8 protein-coding genes are annotated in these 7,592 nt (G+C 72.6%); 6 read left to right on the top strand and 2 right to left on the bottom strand.

Translation table 11 applies throughout. The features are described 5' to 3' along the window. Positions 1 to 135: 135 nt before the first annotated feature. Positions 136 to 1,275, top strand: a complete 1,140-nt coding sequence (locus AB0F11_RS31950) for an ABC transporter substrate-binding protein (protein ID WP_362181280.1) — start codon at positions 136 to 138, stop codon at positions 1,273 to 1,275. 37 nt (positions 1,276 to 1,312) lie between these two features. On the opposite strand, the gene AB0F11_RS31955 is transcribed toward AB0F11_RS31950, so the two are convergent. Next, entirely contained in the window at positions 1,313 to 2,341 is a 1,029-nt protein-coding gene (locus AB0F11_RS31955) for a glycosyl hydrolase (RefSeq protein ID WP_362181282.1), read from the bottom strand. 306 nt (positions 2,342 to 2,647) lie between these two features. On the opposite strand from AB0F11_RS31955, the gene AB0F11_RS31960 reads away from it, so the two are divergent. Beyond that, a complete protein-coding gene (locus AB0F11_RS31960; RefSeq protein ID WP_362181284.1) occupies positions 2,648 to 3,022 on the top strand; it encodes a hypothetical protein in 375 nt (124 codons plus the stop codon). Here AB0F11_RS31960 and AB0F11_RS31965 read toward each other — a convergent pair. Continuing rightward, positions 3,019 to 4,035 (bottom strand): DUF4436 family protein, encoded by a 1,017-nt coding sequence (locus AB0F11_RS31965; RefSeq protein ID WP_362181287.1) that lies wholly within the window; start codon positions 4,033 to 4,035, stop codon positions 3,019 to 3,021. The two genes, AB0F11_RS31960 and AB0F11_RS31965, sit on opposite strands and share 4 nt — an antisense overlap. 194 nt (positions 4,036 to 4,229) lie before the next feature. Here AB0F11_RS31965 and AB0F11_RS31970 point away from each other — a divergent pair, with 194 nt between their 5' ends. The 4 genes from AB0F11_RS31970 to AB0F11_RS31985 all read left to right on the top strand — a co-directional run. Next, complete coding sequence (locus AB0F11_RS31970) at positions 4,230 to 4,583, top strand: VOC family protein (protein WP_362181290.1); 354 nt, start codon at positions 4,230 to 4,232, stop codon at positions 4,581 to 4,583. Between the two features lie 397 nt (positions 4,584 to 4,980). Next, a complete protein-coding gene (locus AB0F11_RS31975) occupies positions 4,981 to 6,096 on the top strand; it encodes an LLM class flavin-dependent oxidoreductase (RefSeq protein WP_362181293.1) in 1,116 nt (371 codons plus the stop codon). Beyond that, positions 6,093 to 6,746 (top strand): CE1759 family FMN reductase, encoded by a 654-nt coding sequence (locus tag AB0F11_RS31980; protein ID WP_362181296.1) that lies wholly within the window; start codon positions 6,093 to 6,095, stop codon positions 6,744 to 6,746. Before AB0F11_RS31975 ends, AB0F11_RS31980 begins: the two co-directional genes overlap by 4 nt. A gap of 133 nt (positions 6,747 to 6,879) precedes the next feature. Next, positions 6,880 to 7,592: BTAD domain-containing putative transcriptional regulator (locus tag AB0F11_RS31985; RefSeq protein ID WP_362181299.1), on the top strand; the 713-nt coding region annotated here is incomplete at its 3' end.

A 7,592-nucleotide genomic window follows, 5' to 3' on the forward strand; every position in this document is an offset into this window, starting at 1 on the left:
GCACGGGGCCGCAATCCCCGGGCGGCCCCGCAGCGCCCGGTTTGCCCGCAGCCGGGCCGACCCAGGGCCGCGTACGGGCTTTCCCGCACGTTAATCGGTTGCCGGCGGCGGATTGCGGTGGATGCAATGTCCGGCATGATCACGCCCCCCTCGCCACCCGAACCGGAGCGGACCGACGGATCCTCCCTCGGACCGTCCATCGGATCGCCCGTCCGGATCGGCGCTCTCGTTGCGTTGACCCGCCCCGGCTGGGCCGAGGCGGGCCGGCACCTGCTCGCCGGACTGGAACTGGCCGTTCGCGACGTCAACGAGGCCGGCGGGATCGCCGGCAGGCCCCTCGAGCTGCTGGTCCGGGACACCGCGGCCGATCCCCGCAAGGCCGAGGCGGCCGTCGACGAACTGGCCCGCCTGGGCGTGGCCGCCTTGGCGGGGGAGTACCACAGCGTCGTCGCTCGCGCCGCTGCCGCCAGGGCCGACGCCCTCGGCCTGCCGTTCCTCTGCTCGTCGGCGGTCCTCGACGCGCTCACCGAACAGCCGACGGACCGGGTCGCGCGCCTCGCCCCGGCCCAGTCCCACAGCTGGCGGATCTACGCGGACTTCCTGCTGGCCGCGGGGCACCGCCGCATCGCCGTGGCGGCCGAGCCGAGCGTCTACTGGGCATCCGGCACGCGCATCCTGCGGGACCACCTCGCTCGACGCGGCGGCACCGTCACCGAGCTCGACCTGAGCGCGCTCACGCCCACGGACCTGTGCGAGGAACTCGCCGACCGCCATGCAACGGCCCTGCTCCTGCTGACCGGCCATCCGGAGCCGGCGGTGTCGATCGTCAGGTCCGTCCGCCGCGACCGGCGCCTCGCCGGGATCGTGATGGGTGCTCCGGCCGGGCAGCCGGAGTTCGCCGAATGGGCGGCCTTGCTGGGCCGCGAAGGCGCCGCGATCCCGTTCCTGCGCTACCTCCCCGAGCGCATCGGCCCGCTCGGTGCACGCGTCGGGGCGGCCCTGCGCGCACGGCTGGCCGAAGCGCCGTCCTTCGTCGCCTTCGAGGGCTACGACACGATCGCCGTCCTCGCCGAGGTGCTGCGTTCCGACGGCGGCGCCGACCGGGCGCGCACGGCCGGAGCTTGGCCGCACGTGGCAGTCGAAGGCACCCGCGGGCGGATCAGGTTCTCCCGCACGCCGGGCATCAGCGTGTGGCAATGGGCTTGGGCGCCGGTCCAGGTCGTCGACCGGGATCCGGCGCATCCCGACCGCTTCCGGATCCTCCACACCGGCTGAGTCGGGGGTGACGGGAGTTCCGGCCGCCGTGCCGTCCTCACGGGCGGTGACGGGAAGCCGCCCGCCGGCCCCGGTCTGCCGAGGCCGACAGGAACTCCCGGAACACCTCTGCGGAACGCGGGTTCTGCCCGCACTGCCACACGCCGTGCGGGCAGTAGTCGGTGATGCTCTGGTAGAGCGGCTTGTGCTCGGCGATCCACGCCAGCATCTGGAGCATGTAGTCCGGGTTGTCGCCGTTCCGGAAGAGCCCCCACTCCGGGTACGAGATCTGCTTGCCGTGTGCCTTGGCGAAGTCGACCTGCTGCTGGAGCCCGTAGGGCTGGGTGACCTGCTCGTCGAAGCTGTCCCCGGGCGGCTGGTCGTAGGAGTCCATGCCGACGATGTCGACCACGTCGTCCCCGGGGTAGCACGTGGTCCAGGCGATCGCGTCGCCGCCGCGGTTGGGGGCGAAGTCGAACCGGAACCGCTCGCCCTCCACGGAGCGCATGGCCACCACGATGCGCCGCCAGTACTGCTTCCAGCTCTCGGGGTCGGGCCGGCAGCGGTGCGTGTAGTTGGAGCCGTTCATCTCCCAGCCGAGCACGATCACGGTGTCCGGTATCCCGAGGTCGACCAGGCGCTCGGCCAGCCGGCGGAAGTGGTCGTCGTACTCGCCGTGCGCACCGGCGCGGAGCAGCTCGGCGACCCGGTCGTCGGGGACGCCGGCCTCGTTGCCCTCCAGCATGGGCACGTTCAGGACGAACAGCCTGTCCGACCCCTCCTTGCGCCACCGCGCCCAGCTGCGCAGCGAGTCGGGGGCACCCTCGATGTTCTCCCAGGTGTCGCCGGGGAGGTACGTGTGCCCGGCGCGCAGCTCGGTGCCGCCGAGCCAGCGCGAGAGCTCCTGCATCCTGTCGACGCCGGGCGAGCCGTAGTGGAGGTAGGCGCCCACTGCGATCCCGGTCCCGGAACTGCCTCCCGAGGCCGGCCCCTGCGGCGCCGGGGCCGGGGCGCATCCGGCGGCGAGCAGGGCGGCGACGCCCGTACCGACGCAGACTCGGGCCGTCCAGCGGCCTCTACGGGACATGGCGTCTCCCATGCGTCGGGAACGATGTGCTTGGCAGCGACGTTAGGCATCCCGTCCGGCTACGGCCCGTCCGGTGCCCCGATGCTGGGCCGTTCGCGGTACCCGGCCCGCCGTCGCCTGGCCCGACCAGGTGGAGCGACCACCCCACCGGCCACCACTGCCGCACCAGGCCATCTCTTTCGGATCTTGTGCGGCCCACAGCCTGCGGCCGTCAGCGGCCAGGCACAATGCGGTGTGACCTGTGATGTCTGCGGCCATGAGATGCGACGAGTGCCGGCGGGTGAACCGTCGACGTGGGACGTGGCGGTGAAAGAACGCTGGTTCTGCCCCTGGTGCTACGCGTGGACCGAATTCGGATACGACCCGCGCGAGGTTTCGCGGCCGCAGTACGGCCACATACCGTGGGAGCGCGCGGAGTCCCCGCAGCTCCCGGCGAGCATCGCCCACGCGTACGACGTGGCGTACGCGTACTCCGCCGAGGGTTTCGGTGCGGCGTTGTGCGGTCTGGCCCACAAGGGCCTCACCGCCTCAGCGCACCTGTGGATGTCGCAGTGGCCGAGCGCCTGCGAGGCGTGCAAGGAGGCGGCTGCAGTCATCGACGAGCGCTGGCCCCTGCACATGCGGAACGGCAACCGGGTCTCTCCCGCCCCGCCTCCGGGTTCCCACTGGCCGCCCTTCTAGACCGTTTTGTCGGATCGTCGAGTCGTTGGTGCGGACGGTGATGCGCCGGCACTACTTCGGCCGGGACTCCAGGCCGGCCAGACTGTGCCAGACCCCCACGACGAGCGCCAGCTGGGCAGCGAGGTAGGCGACCTGCGCCCGCTCGACCTGTGCCCGGGGGGCGTGGACCACCGCTGACGTGTGCCGCCCACCATGCGCTGAACGACGACAACGGCCGGTTCAGGCTGCCAATTCTGACCGAAGTACCAGGCGGGGTGGGTCTCGTCGGAGCGGAGGGCGGTGCGGACGCCGGCGATGACCGCGGCGATCAGGCGGAGGGCGGTGACCGTCTCGGCCCACAGGAAGGCGAACCAGTCCGTCACGCAGCCGATCGGTGGCGTGCCGGGGGCGGTGTTGCGGAACGCCGAGAGGGCGAACAGGGTGGCAGCCATCCAGGCCATGGCGGGCCGGACCAGGCCCTTGCCGCGGGTCGTCAGGTACCAGGCCCCGAGGAGTACGGACGCCGCCGGCGCCCACATCACGATCATCATGAACACGGCGAAGACGAGCAGGCTGCCCGATCGGGCCAGCCCCAGCGCCAGGACGGCTTCCTTCCCGGACGGCGTGGATGTCGCGGAGACCGAGAAGAGGGTGTCGATGTCGGAGAGCAGCAGTCGCACCGGTACCTGCCTGCCGCCCAGCAGCGCCCGGAACCCGATGCCGGTCTCGTAGGTGTCGAACGGGTAGTCGCTGATCGATCCACCGGTGATCGCGACCTTGGCGTCCCTGGTCGCGAGCCACTCGTGCGCCTTGAACGCCAGGTCGCCGAGGGAGCCGTGCGGGGTGACCCTTACCCGGAGCACCAGCTCTCTGGCGGCGGCGTCGACGCGTTGGACGGCGGCCTCCACGTCCACCCGGTCGGCGGCCGAGGATCCGACCGTGTGGACCGTGTCGCTCGCCTGCCGCTCGCTGAACTGCAGCCAGGACCCGACGCCCACCGCCACCACGATCAGGACCGCGATCGTGAGCAGCACCGGGAGGATCGACGCCCCGGAAGGGCTTCGGGGAAGTGGGTCCGGGGGTGGGGCCATGGTGACTCCGACGGCGTGGGAAGGGCAGCGGCGGCCGCGGCGCGATCCTCCTCGACCCGGCCGCCGATCCACGGCATCCGGGCGCGCGTGTCGGCGCCGCCCCGTCGTCCCGGTCGCCGTCCTGGCAGGATGGCGGCATGGAACGTGTGCTGGGCATCGGCGGGTACTTCCTGCGGGCCGCCGACCCGGCGGCCCTGAGCGCGTGGTACCGCGATTGCCTGGGCCTGGACGCCGATGAGTACGGCCTGTGGCAGCAGAATGCCGGGCCGACGGTGTTCGCGACGTTCGAGTCCGAGACCGACTACTTCGGCTCCCGCGCCCAGCAGACCATGCTCAACTTCCGGGTCCGTGATCTGGACGCGATGCTCGCGCAACTGCGCGCCAGGGGAGCGGACGTCGCCGAGGAGACGCAGGAGATGGACGGAGTCGGCCGGTTCGGCTGGGTCACCGATCCCGAGGGCAACCGGGTCGAGCTGTGGCAGCCCGCCTGACCGCGCCGGGCACGCCGTGACCGGTGACCGGGCCGCCTTCCTCGCGCCCGAGCCCGCGTAGGCCCCCCGCCCCCCGCCCTCCGCCGTACGCCGCCCGCCCTCCGGCGTACGCCGTACGCCGGGCCGTCCTGCCCGGAGGCGCCGCTGAGGCCGCCGCGCCGGCACCGCGATGGCTTGGTTCCGTCCCTGGAGGTGACAGACAGCCGGCGCGGGTGTGTTTCTGCTGGCCAGGGGCTGATAGGTCACTGACTGGAAGGTGGGAGAGCGGCCGGGACCGCTGCCCCGGGGCCCGGGGCGTCGGCCGCGGCGGCTCTCTCGCCCCTGCAGCGGGAATACCCCGGGCGCAGCCCCCGTTCCCGGGTATAGTTGAATTCTAAACAACCTCGGAAGGGGAGCCATGCAGTTCGGGATCTTCACCGTCGGTGACGTCACGCCCGATCCGACGACCGGACGCGCGACCAGCGAGCACGAGCGCATCAAGGCGATGCTCGCCATCGCGCAGAAGGCCGAGGAGGTCGGTCTCGACGTCTTCGCGACCGGCGAGCACCACAACCCGCCGTTCGTCCCCTCCTCGCCGACGACGATGCTCGGCTACATCGCCGCGCGCACCGAGAACCTGATCCTGTCCACGTCGACGACGCTGATCACCACGAACGACCCGGTGAAGATCGCCGAGGACTTCGCGATGCTCCAGCACGTCGCCGACGGCCGCGTGGACCTGATGATGGGCCGCGGGAACACCGGCCCGGTCTACCCCTGGTTCGGCAAGGACATCCGCGACGGCATCGACCTCGCCATCGAGAACTACGCCCTGCTGCGCCGCCTGTGGGACGAGGACGTCGTCACCTGGAAGGGCAAGTTCCGTACGCCGCTGCAGTCCTTCACCTCGACCCCGCGCCCGCTGGACGGCGTCGCGCCCTTCGTGTGGCACGGCTCCATCCGCTCGCCGGAGATCGCCGAGCAAGCCGCGTACTACGGCGACGGCTTCTTCCACAACAACATCTTCTGGCCGGCCTCCCACACCAAGCAGATGGTGAACCTCTACCGCCAGCGCTACGCCCACTACGGCCACGGCACCCCCGAGCAGGCCATCGTCGGGCTCGGCGGCCAGGTGTTCATGCGCAAGAACTCCCAGGACGCGGTGCGCGAGTTCCGTCCGTACTTCGACAACGCGCCGGTGTACGGCCACGGCCCGTCCCTGGAGGAGTTCACCGCCCAGACACCGCTGACCGTCGGCTCACCGCAGCAGGTCATCGAGCGCACCCTGTCCTTCCGGGACTACGCCGGCGACTACCAGCGCCAGCTGTTCCTGATGGACCACGCGGGCCTGCCCCTGAAGACCGTCCTGGAGCAGCTCGACCTGCTCGGCGAAGAGGTCGTGCCCGTCCTCCGCAAGGAGTTCGCGAACCTGCGCCCGGCCGGCGTGCCGGACGCGCCGACGCACTCCGCCCGCGTGGCGGCGGCCCGGGAGACCCTGAACCGGGAGACCCTGAAGGAGAAGACGCAGGCATGAAGCTCATCGTCGTATCGGCGGGCCTGAGCTCGCCCTCCTCGACCCGCCTGCTCGCCGACCGGCTCGCGGCCGCGACCCTGGGCCACGTGGACGCCGAGCCCGAGGTGATCGAGCTGAGGGACCTGGCGACGGAGATCGCCCAGCACTTCGTCACCGGGTTCCCGCCCGCCCGACTGGCCGCCGCGCTCGACGCGGTGGCAGCCGCGGACGGCCTGATCGCCGTGACGCCGGTGTTCGCGGGGTCGTACAGCGGCCTGTTCAAGTCGTTCTTCGACGTCATCGACAAGGACTCCCTCACCGGCAAACCGGTGCTCCTCGGCGCGACCGGCGGCACGGCCCGGCACTCCCTGGTCACCGAACACGCTCTGCGGCCGCTGTTCACGTACCTGCGCGCCCTCGTCCTGCCGACCGCCGTGTACGCGGCCTCGGAGGACTGGGGCGAGGAGGGGCTGGCGCAGCGGATCGAGCGGGCCGGCGCGGAGCTGGCGCGCTTCATGGCGCCCGCCGGGCGCGACACTGCCCTGTCCGTCGACACCGCCGCCGCGATCGCGCCCCGCTCGCTGACGGGGGCGATCACCTCGGTGGATCCGGCGGACGGCTTCGAGGTGGTGCCGTTCGCACAACGCCTGGCGGCACTACGGGTTCCGTAGCCGCTGTCGAAGCCGAGATCGGGTGAATCCGGCCCCGGCGGCATTCGCCCCGGGGAACCCGGCTGCGACGGGCATGGCCCCGCCGCCATAACCCCCGCGCCCCCGCGCGGAGCGGCGCGGCAGAATGGGGCCGGTGCGGTATCTCATCCTCGGTGTCACCGAAGTTCGTGACGCGGCCGGCGTTTCCGTTCCCGTTGGCGGGGCCCGGCTGCGCGCGCTGTTGGCGGCGCTCGCGCTGCGGGCCGGCGGCCCGGCGGCCGTGCGGGTGTCCGACCTGGTCGACGAGGTCTGGGGCGACGACCCGCCCCGGGACGCCCCGGCAGCCCTGCAGGCCCTGGTGGCGCGGCTGCGGCGAGCCCTGGGCGGCCGGGACACCGTCCTGGCGGATCCGGCGGGCGGCTACCGGCTGGCGGTGGCGGACCGCGACGAGGTGGACCTGCACCGCTTCACCCGCCTGCTCCGCACCGGCCGCGCCGACCTCACCGCCGATCCGGACCGCGCCGCCGCAACCCTCCGCACCGCGCTCGACCTGTGGCGCGGCCCGGCCCTCGCCGACCTGGCCGAGCCGGCCCGCACCGCCCACGCCTCCGCCCCCGAGGCGCACCGCACCGCCGCCCTGCGCGACCGCATCGAGGCCGATCTGCGCGCCGGCTCCGCCGACCCGGCCGGGCTGCTGCCGGACATCGAGGCCCTGATCGAGCAGCACCCGTACGACGAGACCCTGCGCGCCCAGCAGTTGCGTGCCCTGCGCGCGGCGGGCCGGCCCGCCGAAGCCCTCGCCGCGTACGAACACACCCGCCGCACCCTCGCCGACACCCGCGGCACCGACCCCGGCCCCGAACTCAC

The organism is Streptomyces sp. NPDC032472 (assembly GCF_040636955.1).
In the GTDB taxonomy this organism is placed as follows: domain Bacteria; phylum Actinomycetota; class Actinomycetes; order Streptomycetales; family Streptomycetaceae; genus Streptomyces.

What these genes read in the sequence shown, in the direction of transcription:
- AB0F11_RS31950 (WP_362181280.1), top strand. Translation starts at nt 136, where the DNA reads ATGATCACGCCCCCCTCGCCACCCGAACCGGAGCGGACCGACGGATCC.
- AB0F11_RS31955 (WP_362181282.1), bottom strand. Translation starts at nt 2,341, where the DNA reads ATGTCCCGTAGAGGCCGCTGGACGGCCCGAGTCTGCGTCGGTACGGGC.
- AB0F11_RS31970 (WP_362181290.1), top strand. Translation starts at nt 4,230, where the DNA reads ATGGAACGTGTGCTGGGCATCGGCGGGTACTTCCTGCGGGCCGCCGAC.
- AB0F11_RS31975 (WP_362181293.1), top strand. Translation starts at nt 4,981, where the DNA reads ATGCAGTTCGGGATCTTCACCGTCGGTGACGTCACGCCCGATCCGACG.
- AB0F11_RS31980 (WP_362181296.1), top strand. Translation starts at nt 6,093, where the DNA reads ATGAAGCTCATCGTCGTATCGGCGGGCCTGAGCTCGCCCTCCTCGACC.